Source organism: Streptomyces yamdrokensis (assembly GCF_053890455.1).
In genome coordinates this window covers 1,391,988-1,416,328 of sequence record NZ_CM132679.1, presented here as the reverse complement: position 1 = coordinate 1,416,328, position 24,341 = coordinate 1,391,988, and the positions used below count along the sequence as shown (strand labels likewise).

The following is a 24,341-nucleotide window of genomic DNA, read 5'->3' as shown; positions in this document are numbered from 1 at the left end:
CCTGTCGCTCAGTTAGGTATACCTAAGTTAACACCTCCGTTCCGTGATCACCCGTGCACACCGGCGGTGTCCCTATCGCGCGAGGGTGGCCAGCAGCCGCTCCAGGGAGCCGCCCAGACCCCAGCGGGCCGCCAGTTCCCGTACGGCCTCCGGGTCGCGCGGCGTCCGCGGCAGGGTCGTGTCGACCTCCGGGAGCGGGACGTCGTCCGCGACCCGCACGACCTTCGGGGCGACCGCCAGGTACGGGCCCGCCCCGGTGAGGCGCACTCGCTGGGTCGGGGTGAGTCTGGCCTGCGGATCGTCGACCGCCGCCAGGATCCCGGCCAGGTCGCCGAACTCGGCCAGCAGCTTGGCGGCCGTCTTCTCGCCCACCCCCGGTACGCCCGGCAGGCCGTCGCTCGGGTCGCCCCGCAGCAGCGCCAGATCCGCGTACCCCGAGCCGCCCACCCCGTACTTCTCGCGCAGCACGGCCTCGTCGGTGATCTGGAGCGTGCCGACGCCCTTGAGCGGATACAGCACCCGCACCCCGCGCGCGTCGTCCACCAGCTGATACAGGTCGCGGTCCCCGGTGACGATGTCCACCGGGCCGCGCGCCCGCGCGGTGAACGTGCCGATCACGTCGTCCGCCTCGTACGCGGCGACGCCCACACGCGCGATACCGACGGCGTCCAGCACGGCCTCGATGACCGGCACCTGCGGAGACAGCGTGTCGGGCACCTCCTCCTCGTCGGGGCCCGACGGGCGTTCCGCGGCCACGCGGTGCGCCTTGTAGGAGGGGATCAGCTCCACCCGCCACGCCGGGCGCCAGTCGGCGTCCATGCAGGCCACCAGGTCGTCCGGATGATGGTCCTTGACCAGGCGGTCGATGAAGTCGAGCAGCCCGCGCACGGCGTTCACCGGCGAGCCGTCCGGGGCCCTGACGGAGTCCGGGACACCGAAGTAGGCCCGGAAGTAAAGAGAAGCGGTATCGAGGAGCATCAGTCGTCCGGTCACGCTCCGCATCATGCCGTACGCCACCGACAGGGCCCGGCGGTCGCCCGGCAGTACCGGCCCGGGACGTGCCGCACACGGCGCGACATGGCTTGAATGTGACGCAGGACACGATTGTGTTTGGGGTGAGCGAAAGGGGGGAGGCGCCGCCCCGGAGCGATGCCGGTTGCAGGTTCAACTGTCAGGAAACACATGAACCGTCCCGACGGGCGCCGCTCCTCTTCGTTGCCGTCGAGACAAGAGGTACGCGTGTCATCCAGGCTAGAGGCCGAACACCTCTACAAGGTGTTCGGCAGACGACCGGGCCAGGCGGTCGAGAGACTGCGCCAGAACGAGGCCGACCGTGAGGAGTTGCGTGCCCTCGGCACGACGGCAGCCGTCATCGACGCCTCGTTCACCGTGGAGCCCGGCGAGATCTTCGTCGTGATGGGCCTGTCCGGTTCCGGTAAGTCCACCCTGCTGCGCATGCTGAACGGCCTGTCGGAGCCGACCGCCGGAGCGGTGCGCTTCGACGGTGAGGACCTCACCGCGCTGTCCGACCGCGAGCTGCGCGCGGTCCGCTCCAAGAAGATCAGCATGGTCTTCCAGCACTTCGCGCTGTTCCCGCACCGCAGCGTTCGTGAGAACGCCGCCTACGGTCTTGAAGTGCAGGGCGTGCCCCGCGCCGAGCGCGAACGCCGCGCCGACGAGGCGCTCGCCCTGTGTGGCCTGGCCGGCTGGGAGCACTCCTGGCCCGACGAGCTCTCCGGCGGCATGCAGCAGCGTGTGGGCCTCGCCCGCGCGCTCGCGACCGACGCCGACCTGCTGCTGATGGACGAGTCCTTCAGCGCGCTCGACCCGCTGATCCGCCGCGACATGCAGGACCAGCTGGTGGAGCTGCAGAAGAAGCTGAAGAAGACGATCGTCTTCATCACGCACGACCTCAACGAGGCCATGCGCCTGGGCGACCGCATCGCGGTGATGCGCGACGGCCGTATCGTGCAGATCGGCACCGCGCAGGACATCCTGATCCGCCCGGCCAACGACTACGTCGCCTCCTTCACCCAGGACGTCGACCGTTCCCGGGTGCTGACCGCCGGCGCCGTGATGGAGCGCGAGGTGCGCGGCGACGAGGCCGACTGCACGTGCGAGACCGCGACGGCGCAGACGCCGTTCACCGATCTGTGCGCGATGAGTGCCCGCGCGGCGCACCCCGTGGCGGTCCTCGACGGCGAGGGCACGGTCATCGGCGTCGTGCCCCGGCAGCGGCTCGTCGGTTTCATCGGCGACGAGGAGGGTGCCCCCGGCACCTGCGACTCCCCGCGTGGCAAGGGCGAGAAGGTGATGGCCCGTGCCTAGGATCCCGCTCGGCGAATGGGTCAACAGCGGTGTCGACTGGCTGCTCGCCCATGTGACCTGGTTGTTCGACTTCTTCAAGGCCGTCTTCACCGGCGCCTACGACGGTGTCAACGCCGTCCTCCAGGCGCCCGAGCCGCTGCTGCTCGCCGGTATCTTCGCGGTGATCGCCTTCTGGCTGCGCGGTACCCTCGCCGGTGTCCTCACCTTCCTGGGATTCGCCTTCATCGATTCCATGGAACTGTGGGCGGACTCGATGGTGACGCTGTCACTGGTCCTCGTCGCCACCCTCATCGCGCTGGTCCTCGGAGTGCCCGTGGGCATCTGGGCGGCACGCTCGGACCGGGTCAGCGCCCTGGTGCGGCCGGTCCTGGACTTCATGCAGACGCTGCCCGCGATGATCTACCTCATCCCGGCGATCCTCTTCTTCGGGACGGGCCCCGCCCCCGGCATCGTCGCCACCCTGATCTTCGCGCTCGCCCCCGGCGTGCGCATGACCGAGCTGGGCATCCGCCAGGTCGACAAGGACCTCGTGGAGGCGGCCGAGGCGTTCGGCACCACACCCCGCAACACGCTGCTGCGCGTCCAGCTGCCGCTGGCGCTGCCCACCGTGATGGCGGGCGTCAACCAGGTGATCATGCTCGGCCTGTCCATGGCCGCGATCGCCGGCATGGTCGGCACCGGAGGCCTCGGCGGTGCGGTCATCGAGGCCATCGGCCAGCTCAACATCGGTCTCGGCGCCGAGTCCGGCCTCGCCATCGTCATCCTGGCGATCTATCTCGACCGCATGACCAGCGCCCTGGGCACCCAGGTGTCCCCGCTCGGCCGTCGCGCCGCCGCCAAGGCCCGCGCCGCCCAGGGACTGAAGATCTGGTCCTACCGGCCCCGCCCGCAGGTCGCCGTGATCGGTGTCGTCGTCCTGGCCCTGGTGGCCGGCGGCATGGGCGTCTTCGGCGGCAGCGGCAAGAGCGGCGGCACCGACACCGCCGCCGACACCGGGAACGTCGGCAACGGCAAGAGGATCTCCATCGGTTACATCCCCTGGGACGAGGGCGTCGCCTCCACCTTCCTGTGGAAGGAGGTCCTCGAACAGCGCGGCTTCGAGGTCGAGGCCACGCAGTTCGACGCCGGCCCGCTCTACACCGCGCTCGCGCAGGGCGACATCGACTTCCAGACGGACTCGTGGCTGCCCACCACCCACGCCGAGTACTGGAAGAAGTACGGCGACAAGCTCGAGGACCTGGGCACCTGGTACGAGGAGACGACACTCGAACTCGCCGTGCCCGCCTACATGGAGGACTTCGACTCCCTGGAGGACCTCAAGGGCGGGGCCGACACCTTCGACGGGAAGATCACCGGCATCGAGTCCAGCGCCGGCATGATGGGCCTGCTCAAGGACAAGGTCCTGCCCGACTACGGTCTGGACGAGGAGTACAAGGTCGTCGACAGCTCCACGCCGGCGATGCTGGCCGAGCTCAAGCGCGCCTACAGCAAGCAGGAACCGGTCGTCGTCACGCTCTGGTCGCCGCACTGGGCGTACAGCGACTACGACCTGAAGAAGCTGAAGGACCCCAAGGGCACCTGGGGCGAGGGTGACGCCGTGCACACCCTGGGACGCGAGGGCTTCACCGCCGAGAACCCCACCGTCGGCCAGTGGCTGAAGGACTTCTCGATGACCGAGGAGGAACTCACCAGCCTGGAGGCCGAGATCAACAAGGCCGGCAAGGGCAGGCAGCAGGACGCCGTCCGCGCGTGGCTCAAGGACAACCCGGACGTCGTCGACAGGCTGGCCCCGGTGAAGTCCGGTTCCGCCGCCACCCCGGCCGAGGCGAAGCGCCCTCTGACCGTGGCGTGGTTCCCCTGGGAGGAGGACATCGCGATCACCTACCTGTGGAAGAACGTCCTCGAGCGGCGCGGCTACAAGATGAACCTGAAGCAGATGGAGGTCGGCCCGGTCTACACCGGCCTCGCCGGCGGGGACATCGACCTCAACTTCGACGCCTGGCTGCCGTATGCCCAGAAGAACTTCTGGGACCAGAGCAAGGACAAACTGGTCGACCTCGGCACCTGGTACGAGCCGACATCACTGGAGGTCTCCGTCCCCTCGTACGTCAAGGACGTCAAGTCCCTCGAGGACCTCAAGGGCAAGGCGGACCTCTTCGACGGGCGGATCGTCGGCATCGAACCGGGCACCGGCGAGATGGACCTGCTCAAGAACAAGGTCCTGCCGGGATACGGCCTGGACGAGGAGTACAAGGTCGTCGACGGCTCCACGCCGGCGATGCTGGCCGAGCTCAAGCGCGCCTACTCCAAGAAGGAGCCGATCGCGGTCACCCTCTGGTCCCCGCACTGGTCGTACAGTGAGTACGAGCTGACCAAGCTGAAGGACGACAAGAAGCTCTTCGGCGAGGGCAACACCATCCGCACCATCGCGAAGAAGGCGTTCCCCGAGCAGTACCCCGAACTCACCAAGTGGATCAAGGGTTTCAGGATGAGTGAGGACGAGCTCGGCACGCTCGAGAAGGAGATCAAGGACCGCGGCCAGGGCAAGGAGGAGGAGGCCGTAGCCGCCTGGCTCGAGGAGCACCCGGACGTGGTGGGGCGCATGACCCCGCAGTGACGCCGGAGACCACCGCGTCGATCACCGGTCGCCGAGGTGACACCCGGCACCGCCCGCCCCTCGGGGCATGTACGCCCGGAGCGGACGGGGCGCACGGCCCGCATCGGGCGCAGCGTCACAACGGGCGCACACCGGGCGGGAACACGGCAGGAATCCGGCCAATCACACAGTGTCATGCCCTCCCCGAACCTCCGGGCCTTCGCCGCGACCTCCCGCCCCTCTTCGGGGGACAATGGCGGAAACACCCTGCGTCCTGCGCACATCGAACCGGAGGGCTCGCGCATCGGCTGGCGTGAACTGTGGGTTGTGCGCGATCGCACAGGACGACGACGTGACAGGCGCCTGAAACGGTTTGCCGAACATGCGTAGGGTGCAGACAGCTCGACAGGAGGAGTGCGCCGCCGGACCACGGGGCACGGACGCGGGCACAGGCACAGGGCGACGGGCGAAGGAGGGAGCCGAAGCGATGGGCGACCACAAAGAACAGCCATTGCGCGTGGGCGCGGCCGTGCGGCGGCGACGCCGCGCGCTCGATCTCACGCTTGCCGTCGTGGCCCAGCGCAGCGGCCTGTCGGTCCCGTTCCTGAGCCAGATCGAGAACGAGCGCGCGCGCCCCAGCCAGAGTTCCCTGGAGAAGGTCGCCGACGCCCTGCGCACCACCGCCGTGGAACTCCTCGCCGCCGCCGACCCGGCGTGCAGTGTCGACGTCGTCCGCGCGGAGGCCACCGAGCAGTTGCCGGCCCCCCGTGTCCGGTCCCTGGTGCGGGGCCATCACCAGATGCACGCCTGCGAGTTCACCGGCGACCACGACGCCGGACGTGAATTCCAGTTCCGCAACGACCAGTTGATGTATGTGGCGGACGGTGCCGTGGAGATCGAGGCGGAAGGCCGCGCCTACCGCCTCGGCCGAGGCGACACCCTGTACCTCACCGGAGGTGTCCGGCACCGGTGGCGGGCCACGGTCGCGGAGACCCGGCTGATCGTCGTCGCCGTCGCCGAGCACATCGAGGCGGTCCGGGACAAGCCCCGCCGGTGAGTCGCGTGCGGATCGTCTCCCTCGTCCCGTCCCTCACCGAGGCCGTGGCACTGTCCGCTCCCGGCACCCTGGCCGGCGCCACCGACTGGTGCACGCATCCCGCCGGACTGGACGTCGTACGGGTCGGCGGCACGAAGAACCCGGAGGTCGGCCGGATCACCGCCCTCGCCCCCGATCTGGTGATCGCCAACGAGGAGGAGAACCGCGTCCCCGACCTCGACGCCCTGCGCGCGGCGGGCCTCGAGGTCCTGGTGACGGAGGTACGGACGCTGCCCCAGGCCTTCGGCGAGCTGGCCAGGGTGCTCACGGCGTGCGGCGTGAGCACCCGCCCCCGATGGCTGGACGACGCCGAAGCCGCCTGGGGGGCCGTGGCAGTCCCGGCGACCCGCCGGACCGCGGTCGTGCCGGTCTGGCGGCGGCCCTGGATGGTGCTGGGCCGTGACACCTTCGCCGGTGACCTGCTGTCCCGCCTCGGCATCGACCACCTGTACACGGGCCATCCGGAACGCTATCCCCGCGTACCCCTGGACGCGTTGCGCGCAAAGGCCCCGGATCTCGTCGTGCTGCCCGACGAGCCGTACCGCTTCACCGCCGACGACGGTCCCGACGCCTTTCCCGGACTGCCCTGCGCCCTGGTCGGCGGCCGGCACCTCACCTGGTACGGGCCGTCGCTGGCCGAGGCGGCGGCGGTGCTGCTCCGGGAACTGCGAGCGGCAGGCAGCCGGTAGCACCGCGCGGCATAGGCTGGCGTGATGAGTACGACGGACGGCCACGCGGGACAGCGGCCTGTGACCACGGGATTCCTGGCCCACCGGGTGCCGGACCTCGGAGCGCTGGAGCTGCTGCTTGCGGTGGCGCGGGTCGGGAGCCTGGGCGGCGCGGCGCGCGAGCTGGGCATCACCCAGCCCGCCGCCAGCAGCCGGATCCGGTCCATGGAGCGGCAGCTCGGCGTGGCGCTGGTGGACCGCTCACCGCGCGGATCGCGCCTGACCGACGCCGGAGCGCTCGTCACCGACTGGGCACGGCGGATCGTGGAGGCCGCGGAGGCCTTCGACGCCGGCGCGCAGGCACTGCGGGACCGCCGGGACTCACGGCTGCGGGTGGCGGCGAGCATGACGATCGCCGAGTACCTGCTGCCGGGCTGGCTGCTCGCGCTGCGCGCGCAGCGGCCGGACACGGCGGTCTCCCTGCTGGCGGGGAACTCCGCGACGGTCGCGGAGCGGCTGCTCACGGACGAGGCGGACGTGGGCTTCGTCGAAGGGCTGACCGTGCCGACGGGCCTGGACTCCGTGGTGATCGCCCACGACCGGCTGATCGTGGTGACGGCGCCGTCCCACGCCTGGGCCCGCCGCCGTCGCCCGCTCGCCGCCGAGGAGCTGGCGACCACCCCGCTCATCCTGCGCGAGAAGGGCTCCGGCACCCGGCAGGTCCTGGACACCGCACTGGGCGGCCTGGCCCGCCCGCTGATCGAACTGTCCTCCACGACCGCGGTGAAGGCCGCCGCGGTGAGCGGCGCGGGCCCGGCCGTCCTCAGCGAACTGGCCGTGGGGGAGGAGCTGGCGATGCGCCGTCTCATCCGTGTCCCCGTGGACGGCATCGCCCTGGCCCGCGACCTGCGCGCGGTCTGGCCCACCGGCCACCGCCCCACGGGCCCGGCCCGTGACCTGCTGGCCCTGACCCGGGGCTGAGCACCCGGCGCGCCGGGCACCGGGTGCCGCGCGGTCGGGTCACGGTGGGGCGGCCCCGTGGGTCACGGTGGGGCGGCCCCGTGGGTCACGGTGGGGCGGCCCCGTGGGTCACGGTGGGGCGGCCCCGTGGGTCACGGTGGGGCGGCCCCGTGGGTCACGGTGGGGCGGCCGCCCGGACCAGATGGCGTACCACCCGCGGGTCCTCGTCCATCTCGGGATGCCACTGCACGCCCAGGACCCATGCGCCCGTCGGGAGTTCGGCCGCCTCCACGGTCCCGTCCGCCGCGTACGCCGACGGGATCAGGCCCTCGCCGAGGCGGTCCACCGCCTGGTGGTGGAAGGTCGGTACGGACGTCTCCTCCGGGACGGCGTCGGCGTACCGCGTGCCCGGCACCGGCTTGACCGGGTGCCGGCCGAAGACCCCCGGCGCCCCCCGGTGGCCGTCGAGGTGCTGGACGAGGGTGCCGCCCAGTGCCACGTTCAGCAACTGCAGGCCCCGGCAGATCCCGAGCAGCGGAACGTGGCGGTCCAGCGCCGCCCGGATCAGAGCGAGTTCCCAGGTGTCCCGGGCACGGTCGGGCGGCCCGGTGCGCGGGTCGGGCTCGGCGCCGTAGCGGGCCGGCTCCACGTCGGCCCCGCCGGCGACGACCAGCCCGTCGAGCCGGGCCACCGTCGCCGCGGCCTGCTCGGGCGAGTCCGGCGGGAGCATCGCGGCCAGCCCGCCGGCCCGCTGCACGAGCCGCGGATACCCGATGGGCAGCAGCGCGGCGTCCATCCGCCACACGCCCCACCGGACCCCGGACTCCTCGTACGTGCTGATGCCGATCAGCGGCCTGGCCGTCATGCTCTGTTCCTCCGTCTTCGACGCCGGTCCGGTCAGTCCCGGGACAACTCCGCCTCGGCCGCCGCCAGCGCCGCGAACTCCTCCTCCGGCGCCTTCGCCACCAGATGCCTGCGGCTGTACAGGCCGAAGTACGCCACGGCCACGATGTACACCGCCAGCGCGATGAACGCCGCCGTCACATCCACCAGGAAGGTCGCCACCAGCGCCGCGCAGGCGAGCACCAGCGCGACCGACGAGGTCAGCACCCCGCCCGGCGTACGGTACGGCCGCGGCAGCTCTGGTTCGCGGCGGCGCAGCACGATGTGCGACAGGGACATCAGCGCGTACGAGATGGTCGCGCCGAAGACGGCGACGTTCAGCATGCGCGCGCCGTCGCCCGTGCCGGCGGCCAGCGCGAAGCCGATCGCGCCGGGCACCAGCAGCCCGAGGTACGGGGCCTTGCGGCGGCTGGTGAGGGACAGGAACTTCGGCAGATAGCCCGCACGGGACAGCGCGAACAGCTGGCGGGACCCGGCGTAGATCAGCGAGAAGAACGACGCCACCAGGCCGGCGAGCCCCGCGTAGTTCACGATCCGGCTGAGCACGGTCGCCTCGCCGTCCGGCTGGAGCGCCTCCACCAGCGGGTTGCCCGCGTCCTGCACGGCGGCCGAGCCGCGCGCCCCGGCCGCGGCGAAGAAGGTGACCACCGCCAGGACCACGAGGATGCCCATGGACCAGCGGATCGCCTTCGGCAGAGTCCTGGCGGGGTTCCTGGTCTCCTCGGCGGCGAGCGGTACGCCCTCGACGCCCAGGAAGAACCACATGCCGAACGGGAACGCCGCCCAGATGCCGAGCAGACCCATCGGCAGCCAGGAGTTCGCGCCGAAGGCCGTCGCGTCCACCGGGATGTCGTCGAGCGAGGACGCGTCGAACGAGGGCAGCGCGCCCAGCGCGAAGACGATCAGGGCGGCCACGGCGATCCCGGTGACGACGAAACTGAACCGCAGCGCCTCGCCCACGCCCCACAGGTGGATGCCGATGAAGATCACGAAGCAGGCGAGGTGGACCGGCCAGCCGGACTCGAGACCGAACAGGCCCAGCGACTCGACGTAGTCACCGATGAAGATGGAGATCGCGGCGGGGGCGAGGACGTACTCGATCAGGATGGCGGTGCCGGTGAGGAAACCGCCCCAGGGGCCGAGCGCCCGGCGGGCGAAGCCGTAGCCACCGCCGGCGGTGGGCAGGATCGAGGACAGCTCGGCGAGCGCGAAGACCATGCAGATGTACATGGCGCCCATGAGCACCATGGCGATCGCCAGGCCGCCGAAGCCGCCTTCGGCCAGCCCGAAGTTCCAGCCCGAGTAGTCGCCGGACACGACGTACGCGACGCCGAGACCGGTCAGCAGCAGCCAGCCGGCGCTGCCGCGGCGCAGCTTCCTGCGGTCCAGATAGTCGTCCGGGACACCGCCGGTGCCGTGGTCCGCGCCCCCGGTGGGCGGAGAGGCACAGGAGGACGACGGCGAGGACGACGGTGAGGGAGAGGACGGTGGTGGCGGAAGGCTCACGGGGCGACTCCCCAGGGGGCGGTGGCGAGGAAGCGGGCAATGGATCGGACCCAGACCTTTGTGGGCCCATACCTTCCCGGCGCGGACGGCGGGACGCAAGACCCTCGCACCGGAACCGTGTACGAAGCCCCGCACCGGTTCCTCGCGTCCGAGGCCCCCGCCGGAGCCCGCCCGAATCCTCCGCACCCGCCGCACCCGCACCGAAGCCCCGCGCCGGCCCGCGTGGCGCGTCCCGCGCCCGGGCCGCCGGTACACCGCCCCGTCACCCGGGTGTCACGCCAGGAAACCCCGCAGCAGCGCGGCGGTCCCCGCGCAGTGCTCGCGCGCGATCTCCCGTGCCCCGTCCGCGTCCCCGTCCAGCACCGCCTCGACCAGCGTGGTGTGCTGCCGCTGCGAGTGCTCCAGATTGCGCACCAGCAGGGGGATGCAGTCCAGCAGGTCGTTCACCGTCGCCCGTACGGCCGCGTACTGCGCGGTCAGCGTCGGCGAGCCGGACAGCTCCGCCAGCGTGAGATGGAACAGCGTGTCCAGGCGGCGGTACCCGGCCGGCGGGGCGTCCCGCGTGCCCGTCAGCGCCCCACGGAGCCGCGCCGCCCGCGCGTCCGACAGGCCGTGGTCGGCGCACAGACCCGCCGCGCCCACCTCCAGCACCTCCCGGAACCGCAGTACGTCCTCGATGTCGACCCCGGCGATCCGCCGCCGCAGCTCGGTCCCGCCCGCATCCGTCGGCCGGGGCAGCACGAACGTGCCGCCGTACCTGCCGCGCCGGGACTCCACGAGGCCCTGGTCCTGGAGCACCTTCAGCACCTCGCGCAGCGTCCCCCGGCTGATCCCCAGCCGCCCCGCCAGCTCCCGCTCGGCCGGCAGCCGCTCCCCGCCCGGCACCAGGCCCAGCCGCACCACCTGCAGGATCTGCTCCAGCGCCTCCTCGAAGCCGTTGCCCGCGCGCACCGGCCGCAGCACCGGCCCGAGACCGTCACCGAGCGCGCCGTCCCCTTCCTCCGACATGCGGCCGTCCCCCCTTCCCAAGCAATGGTTCTCCGCAATACCTTATGACTCCCGGCCGACCGAAGAAGCCCGAAGAAGCCCGAGGAGGCTCTCCCGTGGCAGACCCCACGCCCCCGCTCGGTGTCGAGGAGCTGCACGCCCTCGTCGCGGGCGGTGAGATCGACACGGTCGTCCTGGCCTTCCCCGACATGCAGGGGCGGCTCCAGGGCAAGCGGTTCGCCGCGCGCTTCTTCCTCGACGAGGTGCTCCGGCACGGCACCGAGGGCTGCAACTACCTGCTGGCCGTCGACGCCGACATGAACACCGTCGACGGTTACGCCATGTCCTCCTGGGAGCGCGGCTACGGCGACTTCGCCATGTTCCCCGACCTCGACACGCTCCGCCGCGTGCCGTGGAACGAGGGCACCGCCCTGGTCGTCGCCGACCTGGCCTGGGCCGACGGCTCCCCGGTCGTCGCCGCCCCCCGTCAGATACTGCGCCGCCAGCTGGAGCGCCTGGCCGCACTCGGATACACCGCCCAGGTCGGCACCGAACTGGAGTTCATCGTCTTCCGGGACACCTACGAGCAGGCCTGGGACGCCGGCTACCGCGGGCTCACCCCGGCCAACCAGTACAACGTCGACTACTCGGTGCTCGGCACCGGCCGGATCGAACCCCTGCTGCGCCGCATCCGCAACGAGATGGCCGCCGCCGGCCTCACCGTCGAGTCCGCCAAGGGCGAGTGCAACCCCGGTCAGCACGAAATCGCCTTCCGCTACGACGAGGCCCTGGTCACCTGCGACCAGCACGCCGTCTACAAGACCGGCGCCAAGGAGATCGCCGCCCAGGAGGGCGTGTCGATCACCTTCATGGCCAAGTACAACGAACGCGAGGGCAACTCCTGCCACATCCACCTCTCCCTCGCCGGCCTCGACGGCACCACCAGCGCCATGCCGGGTTCGGCCCAGGACCCCGACTCCATGTCGGACGTCATGCGGCACTTCCTCGCCGGACAGCTCGTCGCGCTCCGCGAGTTCTCCCTGCTCCATGCCCCGCACATCAACTCCTACAAGCGTTTCCAGCCGGGCTCGTTCGCGCCGACCGCCGTCGCCTGGGGGTACGACAACCGCACCTGTGCCCTGCGGGTCGTCGGCCACGGCCGCTCCCTGCGCTTCGAGAACCGGCTGCCCGGCGGTGACGTCAACCCGCATCTCGCCGTGGCGGGCATGGTCGCGGCCGGGCTGTACGGCGTCGAACACGGTCTCGAACTGCCCGAGCCCTGCCGGGGCAACGCCTACGCCGCCGGCTTCGAGCACGTCCCGACGACCCTGCGGGAAGCCGCCGAACTGTGGGAGAACAGCACCATCGCGAAGGCGGCCTTCGGCGACGAGGTCGTCGCGCACTACCGCAACATGGCGCGCGTCGAGGTGGACGCCTACGACGCCGCGGTCACCGACTGGGAGCTGCGCCGCTCCTTCGAACGCATGTGAGGCCCCCGTTGCCGCTGCCCGACGCACTGCCCGACGACGTGCCGCTGCCCGACGAGCTGCACGTACAGAACCCCGCCACCGAAGAGACCGTCGCCACCGTTCGCGCCGCCTCCGCGGCCGACGTCGACGCCGCCGTCACAGCGGCCGCGCGGGCGCAGACGACCTGGGCCGCCCTGGGCCCCGGCGACCGCGCCCGGCTGCTGCGCCGCTTCGCCGCCACCGTCGACGAGCACCTGGAGGAACTGGCCCGTCTCGAGGTCCGGGAGGCCGGGCACACCCTCGGCAACGCCCGCTGGGAGGCCGGAAACGTCCGGGACCTGCTCGACTACGCCGCCGGGGGAGTGGAGCGGCTCACCGGCCGGCAGATCCCGGTCCCCGGCGGCCTGGACGTCACGTTCCTCGAACCACTCGGCGTCGTCGGCGTCATCGCGCCCTGGAACTTCCCGATGCCGATCGCGGCCTGGGGCACGGCACCGGCCCTCGCGGCGGGCAACGCGGTCCTCCTCAAGCCCGCCGAGGCGACCCCGCTCACCGCGTTGCGTCTGGCCCGGCTCGGTCTGGAGGCAGGTCTGCCCGAAGGGCTGTTCCAGGTGCTGCCCGGCCACGGGCCGGTCGCCGGCGACGCGATCGTCGGGCACCCCGGCATCGCCAAGATCGTGTTCACCGGCTCGACGGCCGTGGGCCGGCGGGTGGCGGCCAAGGGCGCGGCACTGCTCAAGCCGGTCACCCTCGAACTCGGCGGCAAGAGCCCCAACATCGTCTTCGCCGACGCCGATCTCGAAGCCGCCGCGGCCGCCGCCCCCATGTCCTTCCTGGACAACGCCGGCCAGGACTGCTGCGCCCGTACCCGCATCCTCGTCCAGCGCTCGGCGTACGACCGCTTCCTCGGCCTTCTCGCCCCAGCGATCGAGTCCGTCGTCGTCGGTGACCCGGCCGACGAGCGGACCGACATGGGCCCGCTGATCTCCCGGACCCAGCTGGACCGCGTCCGCTCCTACGTCCCCGACGACGCCGACAAAATCCGCGGCAAGGCCCCCGAGGGCGGCCCGGGCTTCTGGTTCCCGCCCACCGTCCTCACCGGCGTCGACCCGCACGCGCGCGTGGCCGTCGAGGAGGTCTTCGGGCCCGTCGCCGTCGTGCTGCCCTTCGAGGACGAGGCCGACGCGATCCGCCTGGCCGACGCCACCGAGTACGGCCTGTCCGGCTCGGTCTGGACCAGGGACCTCGGCCGCGCCCTGCGGGTCTCGGGTGCCGTCCGCGCCGGGAACCTGTCCGTCAACTCCCACTCCAGCGTCCGCTACTCGACGCCTTTCGGGGGGTTCAAGCAGTCCGGCCTCGGCCGTGAACTCGGCCCCGACGCCCTGGCCGCCTTCACCGGGACCAAGAACGTCTTCATCAGCACCGAAGGCACGGCGAGCAGCGTGAGCACATCAAGCACCGAGAGCACCGAGAGCACCGAGAACACCGAAGGCACGGAGGGCCCCGCGCAGTGAGCGAAGCGACCGAGGACATCATCTGCCGCCGCCTGGTCGGCCGCACCGCCGTCGTCACCGGAGCGGGCAGCGGCATCGGCCTGGCCACCGCCCACCGGCTCGCCTCCGAGGGCGCCCATGTCGTCTGCGGCGACGTGGACGAGGTGCGCGGCAGGGCGACCGCCGAGGAGACCGGCGGCATCTTCGTACACGTCGACGTCACCGACCCCGAGCAGGTCGAGGCCCTCTTCGCGGCCGCCCACGACACCTACGGCAGCGTCGACGTCGCCTTCAACAACGCCGGCATCTCCCCGCCCGACGACGACTCCATCCTGGAGACCGGACTCGACGCCTGGAAACGCGTCCAGGAGGTCAACCTCACCTCCGTCTACCTGTGCTGCAAGGCCGCGATCCCCTACATGCGCCGCCAGGGCAAGGGCTCCATCATCAACACCGCGTCCTTCGTGGCCCGGATGGGCGCGGCGACCAGCCAGATCTCCTACACCGCGTCCAAGGGCGGCGTCCTCGCCATGTCCCGCGAACTGGGGGTGCAGTTCGCCCGCGAGGGCATCCGTGTCAACGCGCTCTGCCCCGGCCCGGTCGACACCCCGCTGCTGCGGGAACTGTTCGCCAAGGACCCGGAGCGCGCCGCCCGCCGGCTCGTGCACATCCCGCTCGGCCGGTTCGCCGAGGCCGAGGAGATCGCCGCCGCCGTGGCCTTCCTGGCCAGCGACGACTCCTCCTTCGTCAACGCCACCGACTTCCTCGTCGACGGCGGCATCTCGGGGGCGTACGTCACACCGCTCTAGGGTCCGTCCGCAGCACAGGCCCTAAAGTGCCCGGATGAGCATGACGCCCGCACCCGGCTGGTACCCCGACCCGCACGCCCCGCGCCTGGAACGCTGGTGGGACGGCACGGCCTGGACCGAACACCGGCGCACCCCCGGGGCCCCCGGCGGGTCGGTGCCACCGTCGCCCGGGGCCCCCGGCGGCCGCACCCGGGCGATCGCCCTCGTCACGGCGGCGGCCGTGCTCGTCGCCGCGATCGTCACCGGCGCGGTGCTGCTGGGCGGCGGTGACGACGACCCGGAGACCAGGACCGGCCCCTCCACCGTGCCGTCCGCCCCCTCACCGGACGGCGACGGCCCCGCGCCGTCCGCCTCCGAGCCGGCGCCCGAGCCCTCCCCCGACGACCCGAACGTCGTCGAGGACCAGCTCAACGGCATCACCTTCCCGCTCCTCGACGGCTGGGTCCGGCCGGAGAACGTCAGCCAGGACGATGTCGTCATGACCACTCCCGGCACTCACGACTGCCCCGGCGAGGGCAGCGTCTGCCGTCACGGCCTCGTCGTCTCCCGCACGGTGACCGCGACCGACGAGACCTCGCCCGAACTGCTCGCCAAGGAGGACGTCTCCGACGCGGCCGAGGACGCCTTCGAGGAGGACGCCCTCGACCAGAGTCCCTACGGCGGTATCGAGAACCACACGGTCCTGAAGTCCGGCCCGGTCGCGGTGGCGGGCCGCGCCGGGTACCACGTCCGCTGGCGGGTGACGACCGGCGAGGGCCCCGGAGGGTACGTGCAGTCGCTGGTCTTTCCCTCCACCGTCGGCACCGGGGCGCCGATCGTCGTCCGCTACGTGTTCGAAGCGGGCGACGACGCACCGCCCCCGGCCGACATGGACCGCATCACCAAGGGCATCCGCGCGGTCGGCGACGCGGACCCGGGCGGCGGCGTGGGCAACAGCGTCGGCCCCACCCCCTGACCCGCGGCGGACCGGGCCCCTCCAGCCGGGGCGGGCCAAGGGGTCCTTGCGCTGTGCCCGCCCGGGTCGCGCGGCCCGGCACCGCACCTCGCCGCGTTGCCACAGAGCCCTGGTGGCTGCGCCACGAGGGCCCTGTGGCGCCTCGCGATGCTCCCCATCTGCCTGAAAGGCGTGGGCGGTACCCCCGGCACCGGACCACACGACCTCATCGGGCGCTCACAGTGCAAGGACCCCTAAAGGAACGTCATGCCCTCGCCACGGTACGTCGGTACGGTGTCCGTCACCGCGTCGCCCTCGACCAGCAGCAGCGCGTCGAACCGCTCGCACAGCTCGCCCGCCTTGGCGTGCCGGAACCACACCTTGTCGCCGATCAGCAGATCGTCGGCCGGCGAGCCCAGCAGCGGTGTCTGGACCTCGCCGGGTCCCTCCTGCGGGTCGTAGCGCAGCCCCTCGGGCAGATACGGCACCGGCAACCGGTCGGTGCCGGCCGCGCCGGAGGCCGGATAACCGCCGCCGAGCACCGTCACCACGCCCACGCCCGGCCGCCGCACGACGGGCAGGGCGAAGAGCGCCGCCGGACGCCCGGTGAACGACGTGTAGTTGTCGAACAGCCGCGGTACGTACAGCCCCGAACCCGCCGCGATCTCGGTGACCGCGCCCTCCTCGGCGGTGTACTGCACGCTGCCCGTGCCACCGCCGTTGACGAACTCCAGACCTGGCACGACCTCCCGTACCGCCCGCACCACCGCCGCTCGCCGCGCGGCGAGCTCCCGCCGGGCGGTGGCCTGCATCAGCCGTACGGCCCGGGACCGCAGCGGCTGCCCGGCCACCGCGTCCCCGACCCCCGCGACATGACCCTCGTACGCCATGATCCCCACGACCTCGAACCCGGGGCGCCGGGCCACCGCACGGGCCAACTCGGCGACCTGCGCGGGGGAGTGGAGCGGGGAACGCAGGGCGCCGACCCGCACCCGTCCGCCGAGCAGCCTCAGCGAGGTGTCCAGCTCCAGACAGACCCGCACCACCTCCCCGCCGCCTGCGCGCGCGGCGTCGATCAGGTCCAGCTGCGCCGGGTCGTCGACCATGACGGTGACGGCGGCGGCGAGCTTGGGATCGGCGGCCAGCTCGGCGTAACCGGAACGGTCGGCGGAGGGATAGGCGAGCAGGATGTCGTCGAAACCGGAGCGGGCCAGCCACAGGGACTCGGCGAGGGTGAACGACATGATGCCCGCGAAGCCGTCCCTGGCGAGCACCCGTTCGAGCAGGGCGCGGCAGCGCACGGACTTGCTCGCCACCCGCACCGGCTTCCCGCCGGCCCGGCGCAGCAGATCGTCCGCGTTGGCGTCGAAGGCGGCCAGATCGACGATCGCGAGCGGGGCGTCGAGGTGGGCGGTGGCCCGGTCGTAACGGGCCCGGTCGGAGGCGCGCGCAGTCATGGACGCAGCCTGCCAGACGGGTTTGCCGCAGGGGTAGGGGGACGTTCCGGGCAGATGCCGCGGGCCTGCGGACTGGTTCCCGTTCGGCCGGTGTCACGCCGTAGAGTGACGCGCACGTCCGGCGGCCCACGCCGGGCAGAGACCCGTGCCGGGATGATGCCTCTCCCGTGCGGGTATCTGTGCCCGGGACGGCTTCGTACCGGGCCCGGCGGCAGACACCGGCCCGCGGCGAGGAAACGGTCCGGGCACGAGGAACGGGGGGTGCATGAGCACGGAAGCGCGGCGCGCCTCCCACCCTCCCCGCCCCACGACCCCTCCGCCGCCGTCCACGCCCCCGCGCCCGCCCCACCCGCCGGCCGACGACACCCGCGAGCCGGACCGACGGCAGCCGGCCGCCGGCACCGGGCCGCGTGGGACGTCCGGCACGACACCCACCGGGGGAGCGGCGAACGGCACCAACGGCACCGCGCCGGCGCAGCCCAAGGGACGGACCTCCGGCGGAACCGGCGCGTTCGACGTGCGCCGGCCGGCCGCGGCACCGTCCGCCGACACCGGCGGAGCGGAGGGCGGCGCGGGGGGTGCGCCCGTGCCCGCCCCCCCTTCCCCGGCGTCCTCACCGTCCCGGCCCCCCTTCCCGGGGCCCGGCGCCGGCGGTCGGAGCGGCCAGGGCGAACCGGCGGGTACCGGTAGTGGCGCGCACGGCGCGGCACCGTCCCCGCCGAGGGCGTCCGCCCGGTTTCCGGACACCCCGCCCGCCGTGGGCCGCGGGAGACCGTCCCCGGCAGCCTCGCCGAACGACCCGGCGACCGTGCCACCGCAGCCCACGCACGGCCCCGACCGGCAGCAGCAGCGCCCCGCCGCGGGCCGCACGGACACCCCCCGTACCGAGGCGCGTCCCGAGACCCCGTCGGAGACGACGACCCGCCTGCGCCCGGTCCCCGTACGGGCATCCGCACCGGCACGGCCGACCGCGCCCCCGCTCCGTCCGAAGCAGGACGGCGCATGGGCCCCGGCTCCGCGCCCGGGTGCCGAGGAGCCGTACGGCTCCGGGCGGGCCACAGCCGCGCACCCTGGCCCGGGCACCCCCGGCCCCGCGTTCTCCTGGAGTGCTCCCACGGCACCCGGCGGTGCCTCCGGCTCCGGCCGGCCGGTCGTGACGTTCGCGCGGCCCGAGGGGTACGACGAGAACGCCCGGCCGCATCCGCTCGGACGGCGGGGCCGCTCCCAGGTCGTGGCCGCCGCGGTCTGTCTCGTCCTCGGCGTGGGCCTGATCGGCGGTGCCGTCGCCGGGAGCCGGCTCGCAGGGGACTCCGGCGGGACGGGGGCGAGCAGCGGCTTCGCCGTCGCCGGAAGCATGTGGCACAACGTTCCGGTCGACGAACTGTTCCCGCCCACCCTCCAGGGCAAGGGTGCCGGCCCCGGCGACGCCGACCGGGTCTGGACCCGGATAGCGGTGGCCCCGGACAGCGGCTGCGAGGGCGCCTTCGACCCGCTGCTGCGCAAGCTGCTCGCCCCCGTCGGCTGCGATCGCCTGCTGCGCGCCACCTACACCGACGCCACCCAGAGTCACGTCACCACCGTCGGCCTGCTGTTCACCAAGGCCGACGCCGCCGCCACGGCCTCCCTCGCCGGCCGGTTCGACAAGGAGCGACTGGACCGCCGTACCGACCTGATGCCCCGCCCGTACGCGGCGAAGGGCACCGCGGCCGCCGGCTTCGGCGCCGGACAGCGTGCCGCCTGGGCGATCTCCGTCCTCACCGACGCCCCGGTCGTCGTCTACGCCGTGTCGGGCTGGGCCGACGGCCGTGGCGTCGACACCCCCCTGCCCGCCGAGGACGCCATGGAGTCCGGCGCCACCACCGCCCCCGCCCAGGCAGGCCTCGGCCACGAGGCGCGGGGCCTCGCCGACCGGGTGGAGCGCGGTCTGCGCAAGAACATCGGTACGGCCACGGAGCAGCCGTCATGAGGCCCGCGACCGCCCGGGCCGCGGCCCTGAGCGTCCTGCTGGCCGCCGGCCTCGCCCTGCTCCCCGCCACCGCCGCGTACGCCGACAGCATCCGCGACCAGCAGTGGGGCCTGGACGCCCTGCACACCGACGAGGCCTGGCGCACCACACAGGGCGCGGGTGTCACCGTCGCCGTCCTGGACACCGGGGTCGACGCCGAGCACCCCGACCTCGACGGCAACGTCCTGACCGGCAAGGACCTGGTCGGCTTCGGCGCGGAGGCAGGCGACCGCGCCTGGGCCCGGCACGGCACCGCCATGGCCGGCATCATCGCCGGTCACGGACACGGCGTCGGGAACGGCGAAGGCGTTCTGGGCATCGCGCCCGAGGCGAGGATCCTCCCCGTCCGGGTGATCCTGGAGGACGGCGACCCCTCCCGCGCCAAGGCCCGCAGCACCCGCGGCAACGCCCTCGCCGAAGGCATCCGCTGGGCCGCCGACCACGGCGCCGACGTCATCAACCTCTCCCTCGGCGACGACTCTGCCTCCGCACACCCCGAGTCCGGAGAGGACGAGGCCATCCAGTACGCCCTCCGCAAGGGTGTGGCCGTCGTCGCCTCCGCCGGGAACGGCGGCGAGAAGGGCGACCGCGTCTCCTACCCGGCCGCCTACCCGGGAGTCATCGCCGTCACCGCCGTCGACCGCTACGGCACCCGCGCCCCCTTCTCCACCCGGCGCTGGTACGCCACGGTCAGCGCCCCGGGCGTCGACGTGATCATCGCCGACCCCGACCGCAAGTACTACGAGGGCTGGGGCACCAGCGCCGCCGCCGCGTTCGTCTCCGGCGCCGTCGCCCTGGTCAAGGCGGCCCACCCCGGGCTGACCCCGGCCCAGCTCAAGAAGCTCCTCGAGGACACCGCCCGCAACGCCCCCGCCGACGGCCGCGACGACTCCCGCGGCTTCGGCTTCGTCGACCCGGCCGCCGCCATGGAGGCCGCCGCCCGCCTGAAGCCCGAGAGCCTGGAGTCGGCGGCTTACGGAGAGCGGTACTTCGGCCCCGGCCCGGACACCGCCGAGTCCGACACCGGCACCGCCGACTGGGCCGCCCCCCTCGCGGGCGGTGCGGGCGGCGTCCTTCTGGTCGCCACGGTCGTCCTGTGGCGCGGCCGCCGGCCGAGCCACGTGGACGCCTAGGGCCGTCTGTCCGGCGGACCGGGGCGGAGGCGAACGGCGGCATTCTCGCGAGTGGGGCGAGCGGGGTCCGGTGAGTGCGGCCGCAACGCCGATACCGCCGCCCGTGCCGCCGCCTCCACCAGCGTGACGCCCCGGGCCATGGTCGGATTGCCGTCGGACAGCGCGGCCACCAGGAGGTCCCGGCCCTCGACCGTGACGCGGCCGACGCTGTTCACGACCCACAGCCCGGTCGCGTCGCGCGGTACCCAGCCGTTCTTCACCGCCCACGCCGCGCCGCCCGCCGGCAACGCGTCCGCCACCCCCGGCACCCCCCACGCCTGCTCCGGGACGACCCGCTCCATCAGCCCCTGTACGTACGCCCGCGAGGCGGCGGTCAGTGCCGAGTCCGCCGGGTTTCCGAACACCTGGCGGAGCAAAAGGAGTTGATCGGAGGCCGTGGTCCGGGTCAGCCCCCAGCGGGGGCCCTCGCCGCCCTCGGTGCCGGTCAGGCCGAGGCGGGTGTGCGCGGCGTCGAGGCCGCCCGCCCGACCGACCGAGCGCCACAGCGCGGACGCCGCGTCGTTGTCGCTGCGCTCGATCATCGCCGCGGCGTACGACCGCTCCTCCCCGCTGAGCGCCCGTCCCGCGTCCTGCGCCGTCAGCAGCAGCGCCACCAGGATGCCGACCTTCACGACGCTCGCCGTGACGAACGCCCGGCCGCCATGGCAGAAACCCGCCCCGGACGCCGGGTCCAGCACCCCCACCGACACCTCGGCGCCGTCCGGCACAGCCACCGCAGCCATCGCCGCCGCCGGCCACGCATCCCACTCGTCCGACCTCACCGGCACCTCCCGCTTCCCGCCGTCCGCCCGCGTGCGAGCCCGCCGCCCCAGGCCGATAGGGTCGACGACCGTGGCGAACAAGAACATTCCCGACCCCGGCTACCGTGACGACGACGGCTCCGCAGACCCCCGGCTGAGCGCGGCGCTCGCCGCCTGGGCCGAGGACGGCAACGCCGTCGCTCCGGTCCTCGACGCGCTCAGGGGCGCCCGGCTGCTGGTCCCCGTGGTGGCCGTCCTCGGCGAGACCGAGGAGGACGAACGAGGGCTGCGCCGCGAGAAGACCAGCGACATGGCCGTCCCCACGCTGAAGGCCGGCGACCGCACCGCGCTGCCCGCCTTCACCTCCACCGACTCGCTCGCCCGCTGGGACCCCCGGGCCCGCCCGGTCGCCGTACCGCTGCACCAGGCCCTGCAGGCCGCCGCGCACGAGAAGGCGGACACGGTCGTCCTCGACCTGGCCGGGCCCGTGCCCTTCGAACTGACCGGCCCGCTGCTGCTCGCGCTCGCCGAGGGGCGTACGACCACCGACCCGCTGGCCGACCCCGCGGTCACCGACGCCCTGCGCGCGGTCGTCGCCGCGGAACCCGCCGTCCTGCGCGCCCACCTCGGGCCGGGACAGGCCGACGGCACCCTCGCCCTGGTCCTCGACCCCGCCGCTCCCGTCGCCGAGGCCGCCCGCGCCGTGGCACAGCGACTCGCCGCCGACGAAACACTGAGGGCCCGCCTGGTGCGAGGCCTGGACCTGGCGGTACTGCCGGCCGGGGCGACGCCACCGGGCGAGCCCTTCTACGTACGCGGGTAGCCCGTCTCCCGCCGCGCTCAGCCGTAGATCGCGCCCGTGTACTTCTCGCCCGGGCCCTGTCCCGGCTCGTCCTTGATGAGCGAGGCCTCTCGGAACGCCAGCTGGAGCGACTTCAGGCCGTCGCGCAGCGGCGCCGCGTGGAAGGAGCTGATCTCGGTCGCGGACGCGTCCAGCAGACCGGCCAGCGCGTGCACCAGCTTGCGGGCCTCGTCCAGGTCCTTGTGCTCGTCGCCCTCCTCGGTCAGACCGAGCTTCACGGCCGCGGCGCTCATCAGATTGACGGCGACCGTCACGATCACCTCGACGGCCGGGACCTCGGCGATGTCTCGGGCCATGGTGTCGAAGTCGGGGGTGTCGGCGGTCGTGGGGGTGTCCGCGGGGGAGGTCTCACTCATGCCCCACACGATAGGGCCCGGCGTGCGCCCCCTTGACAGCAGGAGGTGCGCCGGCCGGGGCACGGCGCGGGCGGTTAGCGAACCCTCGCGGAAGCTGCTAACCTTGTGTAACGACCGGTCGGACCCGTCTGCCCACAGCATGCGTGCCCGGCCCACAAGTGGAGGCTTTCGAACTCCCACCTGACCGTCCCCCGGATGGCAGGTCACCGGTCAGGCGGTCCCGCTCAGCGGCGATCCGCCCGAAAGTGCGCCCCGCGGTGACCGCGGCGGTGCTCCGGTAGTTCGAGGAGCCCCGCCTGTGATCGTCCGGGGCATTTTTGTTGCTTCGGCTTGGTCAGGTCTAACGAATACAGATGTTACGCGGCTGTCCGCCAGGCCGTCGCGTGGTGCTATCTAGGAGGATCCATCAGCGCCGAGCCCCGCATCAACGACCGGATTCGCGTTCCCGAGGTGCGACTTGTCGGTCCCAGTGGCGAGCAGGTGGGCATCGTCCCGCTGGCCAAGGCACTGGAGCTTGCGCAGGAGTACGACCTGGACCTGGTCGAGGTCGCGGCGAACGCCCGCCCGCCCGTGTGCAAGCTCATGGACTACGGGAAGTTCAAGTACGAGTCGGCCATGAAGGCCCGTGAGGCGCGCAAGAACCAGGCGCACACGGTCATCAAGGAGATGAAGCTCCGGCCGAAGATCGACCCGCACGACTACGACACCAAGAAGGGTCACGTCGTCCGGTTCCTCAAGCAGGGCGACAAGGTCAAGATCACGATCATGTTCCGTGGTCGCGAGCAGTCCCGGCCCGAGCTGGGCTACCGACTGCTGCAGCGGCTCGCGGAGGACGTCCAGGACCTCGGGTTCATCGAGTCGAACCCGAAGCAGGACGGCCGGAACATGATCATGGTTCTCGGTCCGCACAAGAAGAAGACCGAGGCGATGGCCGAGGCCCGTCAGGCGCAGGAAGCCCGCAAGGCTGACGCGAAGGCCAACCCCGGCCGCTCGCAGAACGCCGCGGAGGCCGAGGAGTCGGACGACGCCGAGGCGCCGGCCGAAGTCCAGGCCGAGGCTCCCGCGGACGCGTGACCGCATGACCTCGGGGGCCGCAGGCCCTCAGGGACATAACCGATACAAGTACGACGCTCCACCGTGCCCGGTTTTCGTGACCGGGCACCGGAGCGCCACCGACGAGGAGATAACGGCGCCATGCCGAAGAACAAGTCGCACAGCGGTGCCAGCAAGCGCTTCAAGGTCACCGGCTCCGGCAAGGTGCTCCGCGAGCGCGCCGGCAAGCGCCACCTGCTCGAGCACAAGTCGTCCCGTGTGACGCGTCGCCTCACCGGCAACGCCGAGATGGCCCCGGGCGACGCCAAGAAGATCAAGAAGCTTCTCGGCAAGTGACGTGCCGGCGCTCCGGCGCCGTCCGTACGTCAGGACCGGGACCCAATCGATTTCGGGCCGCGTGACCATCAACCGCGGCCCCGCTACAAGGAGTTAACAAGTGGCACGCGTCAAGCGGGCAGTCAACGCCCACAAGAAGCGCCGGGCGATCCTCGAGCAGGCCTCCGGCTACCGCGGTCAGCGTTCGCGCCTGTACCGCAAGGCCAAGGAGCAGGTCACCCACTCGCTGGTCTACAACTACAACGACCGCAAGAAGCGCAAGGGTGACTTCCGCCAGCTGTGGATCCAGCGCATCAACGCCGCTGCCCGCGCGAACGGCATCACGTACAACCGCTTCATCCAGGGTCTGAAGGCCGCGAACGTCGAGGTCGACCGCAAGATCCTGGCCGAGCTGGCCGTCAACGACGCCACCGCCTTCGCCGCGCTCGTCGAGGTCGCCCAGAAGGCGCTGCCGGCGGACGTGAACGCGCCCAAGGCCGCGTGACACCGCGCCGGCCTCGAAACCGGCGTGATCCAACGGACCCGCAGGCGGCGCCTGCGGGTCCGTAGTCTGTCCGGATCCGGAAGCCGGCGTGGCACCCGCGCGGGAG

At 72.7% G+C, this 24,341-nt stretch carries 22 protein-coding genes; 15 read left to right on the top strand and 7 right to left on the bottom strand.

All coding sequences use genetic code 11. The annotated features are described in order from the left end of the window. Positions 1–72: 72 nt before the first annotated feature. Positions 73–1,002 (bottom strand): 5'-3' exonuclease, encoded by a 930-nt coding sequence (locus tag ACWZEH_RS05650; protein ID WP_456199459.1) that lies wholly within the window; start codon positions 1,000–1,002, stop codon positions 73–75. Between the two features lie 237 nt (positions 1,003–1,239). On the opposite strand from ACWZEH_RS05650, the gene ACWZEH_RS05645 reads away from it, so the two are divergent. From ACWZEH_RS05645 to ACWZEH_RS05625, 5 genes are all read left to right on the top strand, one after another. Next, on the top strand, positions 1,240–2,328 hold the full coding sequence (locus ACWZEH_RS05645; RefSeq protein WP_456196155.1) for a quaternary amine ABC transporter ATP-binding protein: 1,089 nt from the start codon (positions 1,240–1,242) through the stop codon (positions 2,326–2,328). Then, positions 2,321–4,945, top strand: coding sequence for an ABC transporter permease/substrate binding protein (locus tag ACWZEH_RS05640; protein ID WP_456196153.1), 2,625 nt, complete (start codon positions 2,321–2,323; stop codon positions 4,943–4,945). The genes ACWZEH_RS05645 and ACWZEH_RS05640 overlap by 8 nt, the downstream gene beginning before the upstream one ends. Positions 4,946–5,411: 466 nt before the next feature. Continuing rightward, positions 5,412–5,981: a helix-turn-helix domain-containing protein gene (locus ACWZEH_RS05635; RefSeq protein WP_456196151.1), complete on the top strand. Its 570-nt coding sequence runs from the start codon at positions 5,412–5,414 to the stop codon at positions 5,979–5,981. A gap of 5 nt (positions 5,982–5,986) precedes the next feature. Then, the gene (locus ACWZEH_RS05630) at positions 5,987–6,709 is read left to right on the top strand and encodes a helical backbone metal receptor (protein ID WP_456199457.1); all 723 of its coding nucleotides are present in this window, start codon (positions 5,987–5,989) and stop codon (positions 6,707–6,709) included. A 24-nt stretch (positions 6,710–6,733) separates the two neighbouring features. Next, on the top strand, positions 6,734–7,669 hold the full coding sequence (locus ACWZEH_RS05625) for a LysR family transcriptional regulator (RefSeq protein ID WP_456196149.1): 936 nt from the start codon (positions 6,734–6,736) through the stop codon (positions 7,667–7,669). A gap of 154 nt (positions 7,670–7,823) precedes the next feature. Here the strand turns inward: ACWZEH_RS05625 and ACWZEH_RS05620 are convergent, their stop codons facing one another. The 3 genes from ACWZEH_RS05620 to ACWZEH_RS05610 all read right to left on the bottom strand — a co-directional run bounded on the left by ACWZEH_RS05620 (position 7,824) and on the right by ACWZEH_RS05610 (position 11,065). Beyond that, positions 7,824–8,513, bottom strand: a complete 690-nt coding sequence (locus tag ACWZEH_RS05620) for a gamma-glutamyl-gamma-aminobutyrate hydrolase family protein (protein WP_456196147.1) — start codon at positions 8,511–8,513, stop codon at positions 7,824–7,826. Between the two features lie 32 nt (positions 8,514–8,545). After that, positions 8,546–9,940 carry an ethanolamine permease gene (gene eat, locus ACWZEH_RS05615; protein WP_456199455.1) on the bottom strand — a complete coding sequence of 465 codons (1,395 nt, stop codon included), beginning with the start codon at positions 9,938–9,940 and terminating at the stop codon, positions 8,546–8,548. A 390-nt stretch (positions 9,941–10,330) separates the two neighbouring features. Next, positions 10,331–11,065, bottom strand: a complete 735-nt coding sequence (locus tag ACWZEH_RS05610) for a FadR/GntR family transcriptional regulator (RefSeq protein ID WP_456196145.1) — start codon at positions 11,063–11,065, stop codon at positions 10,331–10,333. Between the two features lie 95 nt (positions 11,066–11,160). Between ACWZEH_RS05610 and ACWZEH_RS05605 the strand changes: the two genes are divergently transcribed. The 4 genes from ACWZEH_RS05605 to ACWZEH_RS05590 are packed head-to-tail and all read left to right on the top strand — an operon-like array spanning position 11,161 to position 15,770. Then, entirely contained in the window at positions 11,161–12,534 is a 1,374-nt protein-coding gene (locus tag ACWZEH_RS05605) for a glutamine synthetase family protein (RefSeq protein ID WP_456196143.1), read from the top strand. Between the two features lie 8 nt (positions 12,535–12,542). After that, entirely contained in the window at positions 12,543–14,027 is a 1,485-nt protein-coding gene (locus tag ACWZEH_RS05600; RefSeq protein ID WP_456196142.1) for an aldehyde dehydrogenase family protein, read from the top strand. Then, positions 14,024–14,815: a 3-oxoacyl-ACP reductase gene (locus ACWZEH_RS05595; RefSeq protein WP_456196140.1), complete on the top strand. Its 792-nt coding sequence runs from the start codon at positions 14,024–14,026 to the stop codon at positions 14,813–14,815. The genes ACWZEH_RS05600 and ACWZEH_RS05595 overlap by 4 nt, the downstream gene beginning before the upstream one ends. 40 nt (positions 14,816–14,855) lie before the next feature. Beyond that, the gene (locus ACWZEH_RS05590; protein WP_456199453.1) at positions 14,856–15,770 is read left to right on the top strand and encodes a DUF2510 domain-containing protein; all 915 of its coding nucleotides are present in this window, start codon (positions 14,856–14,858) and stop codon (positions 15,768–15,770) included. A 233-nt stretch (positions 15,771–16,003) separates the two neighbouring features. On the opposite strand, the gene ACWZEH_RS05585 is transcribed toward ACWZEH_RS05590, so the two are convergent. Continuing rightward, positions 16,004–17,206, bottom strand: coding sequence for an amino acid deaminase/aldolase (locus ACWZEH_RS05585; protein ID WP_456196138.1), 1,203 nt, complete (start codon positions 17,204–17,206; stop codon positions 16,004–16,006). A gap of 808 nt (positions 17,207–18,014) precedes the next feature. On the opposite strand from ACWZEH_RS05585, the gene ACWZEH_RS05580 reads away from it, so the two are divergent. Beyond that, positions 18,015–19,172 (top strand): hypothetical protein, encoded by a 1,158-nt coding sequence (locus ACWZEH_RS05580; protein WP_456196136.1) that lies wholly within the window; start codon positions 18,015–18,017, stop codon positions 19,170–19,172. Continuing rightward, positions 19,169–20,344, top strand: coding sequence for a type VII secretion-associated serine protease mycosin (gene mycP / locus ACWZEH_RS05575; protein WP_456196135.1), 1,176 nt, complete (start codon positions 19,169–19,171; stop codon positions 20,342–20,344). Before ACWZEH_RS05580 ends, mycP begins: the two co-directional genes overlap by 4 nt. On the opposite strand, the gene ACWZEH_RS05570 is transcribed toward mycP, so the two are convergent. After that, positions 20,341–21,126 (bottom strand): serine hydrolase, encoded by a 786-nt coding sequence (locus tag ACWZEH_RS05570; RefSeq protein WP_456196133.1) that lies wholly within the window; start codon positions 21,124–21,126, stop codon positions 20,341–20,343. The two genes, mycP and ACWZEH_RS05570, sit on opposite strands and share 4 nt — an antisense overlap. A 109-nt stretch (positions 21,127–21,235) precedes the next feature. Here ACWZEH_RS05570 and ACWZEH_RS05565 point away from each other — a divergent pair, with 109 nt between their 5' ends. Beyond that, the gene (locus tag ACWZEH_RS05565) at positions 21,236–21,967 is read left to right on the top strand and encodes an SseB family protein (RefSeq protein WP_456196131.1); all 732 of its coding nucleotides are present in this window, start codon (positions 21,236–21,238) and stop codon (positions 21,965–21,967) included. Between the two features lie 17 nt (positions 21,968–21,984). On the opposite strand, the gene ACWZEH_RS05560 is transcribed toward ACWZEH_RS05565, so the two are convergent. Further along, positions 21,985–22,362, bottom strand: coding sequence for a DUF1844 domain-containing protein (locus ACWZEH_RS05560; RefSeq protein ID WP_456196129.1), 378 nt, complete (start codon positions 22,360–22,362; stop codon positions 21,985–21,987). Between the two features lie 405 nt (positions 22,363–22,767). Here ACWZEH_RS05560 and infC point away from each other — a divergent pair, with 405 nt between their 5' ends. The 3 genes from infC to rplT all read left to right on the top strand — a co-directional run bounded on the left by infC (position 22,768) and on the right by rplT (position 24,235). Continuing rightward, entirely contained in the window at positions 22,768–23,436 is a 669-nt protein-coding gene (infC, locus tag ACWZEH_RS05555) for a translation initiation factor IF-3 (RefSeq protein ID WP_456199451.1), read from the top strand. Between the two features lie 120 nt (positions 23,437–23,556). Beyond that, entirely contained in the window at positions 23,557–23,751 is a 195-nt protein-coding gene (rpmI, locus tag ACWZEH_RS05550) for a 50S ribosomal protein L35 (RefSeq protein WP_015661694.1), read from the top strand. A 100-nt stretch (positions 23,752–23,851) separates the two neighbouring features. Further along, entirely contained in the window at positions 23,852–24,235 is a 384-nt protein-coding gene (gene rplT, locus ACWZEH_RS05545) for a 50S ribosomal protein L20 (RefSeq protein ID WP_004933571.1), read from the top strand. Positions 24,236–24,341: the final 106 nt, after the last annotated feature.

Bases quoted from the DNA above. Each gene is read 5' to 3' on its own strand.
- ACWZEH_RS05650 (WP_456199459.1), bottom strand. From the start codon at position 1,002: ATGCGGAGCGTGACCGGACGACTGATGCTCCTCGATACCGCTTCTCTT.
- ACWZEH_RS05635 (WP_456196151.1), top strand. From the start codon at position 5,412: ATGGGCGACCACAAAGAACAGCCATTGCGCGTGGGCGCGGCCGTGCGG.
- ACWZEH_RS05625 (WP_456196149.1), top strand. From the start codon at position 6,734: ATGAGTACGACGGACGGCCACGCGGGACAGCGGCCTGTGACCACGGGA.
- ACWZEH_RS05620 (WP_456196147.1), bottom strand. From the start codon at position 8,513: ATGACGGCCAGGCCGCTGATCGGCATCAGCACGTACGAGGAGTCCGGG.
- ACWZEH_RS05610 (WP_456196145.1), bottom strand. From the start codon at position 11,065: ATGTCGGAGGAAGGGGACGGCGCGCTCGGTGACGGTCTCGGGCCGGTG.
- ACWZEH_RS05590 (WP_456199453.1), top strand. From the start codon at position 14,856: ATGACGCCCGCACCCGGCTGGTACCCCGACCCGCACGCCCCGCGCCTG.
- ACWZEH_RS05585 (WP_456196138.1), bottom strand. From the start codon at position 17,206: ATGACTGCGCGCGCCTCCGACCGGGCCCGTTACGACCGGGCCACCGCC.
- mycP (WP_456196135.1), top strand. From the start codon at position 19,169: ATGAGGCCCGCGACCGCCCGGGCCGCGGCCCTGAGCGTCCTGCTGGCC.
- ACWZEH_RS05570 (WP_456196133.1), bottom strand. From the start codon at position 21,126: ATGGCTGCGGTGGCTGTGCCGGACGGCGCCGAGGTGTCGGTGGGGGTG.
- ACWZEH_RS05560 (WP_456196129.1), bottom strand. From the start codon at position 22,362: ATGAGTGAGACCTCCCCCGCGGACACCCCCACGACCGCCGACACCCCC.
- rpmI (WP_015661694.1), top strand. From the start codon at position 23,557: ATGCCGAAGAACAAGTCGCACAGCGGTGCCAGCAAGCGCTTCAAGGTC.